1 protein-coding gene is annotated in these 383 nt (G+C 63.2%); it reads right to left on the bottom strand.

Translation table 11 applies throughout. The annotated features are described in order from the left end of the window. Positions 1-383 (bottom strand): fumarate hydratase (locus EN857_RS33480; RefSeq protein WP_245521681.1); only part of this gene is annotated, 383 nt, incomplete at both ends.

Here is a 383-nt window from a genome sequence, read left to right as displayed (position 1 = left end):
GCGATCAGTTCCGCCATATCGATGGGCTCGTTCATGGCCTCCTTGGCCAGCAGCATCGCCTTTTCAGCGCTACCACCGATGCCGACAGAGATCAGTCCAGGTGGACACCACCCGCTGCCAAGGGTCGAAACGGTATTGACCACCCAGTCGGAAACGGAGGCGCTGGGATTGAGGGTGGTAAAACGTGCCTTGTTCTCCGACCCGCCGCCTTTTGCGGCGATGGTGACCTCAATCTGGTTACCTTGCACCAGGTCGACATGGACAACTGCCGGTGTGTTGTCGCGGGTGTTGACCCGTCTAGCGGCGAGACGGCCAACGCCGCCTCGAAGGCGATCGGCGTCGCCGGATCGCCGAAAGGCTGCCCCGGCGCGCCGATCTCGGCG

The organism is Mesorhizobium sp. M4B.F.Ca.ET.214.01.1.1, from assembly GCF_004791545.1.
Taxonomy (GTDB): domain Bacteria; phylum Pseudomonadota; class Alphaproteobacteria; order Rhizobiales; family Rhizobiaceae; genus Mesorhizobium; species Mesorhizobium abyssinicae.
Note: the sequence above shows the minus strand (reverse complement) of the source record. Positions and strands in the feature narration are given on the sequence as shown.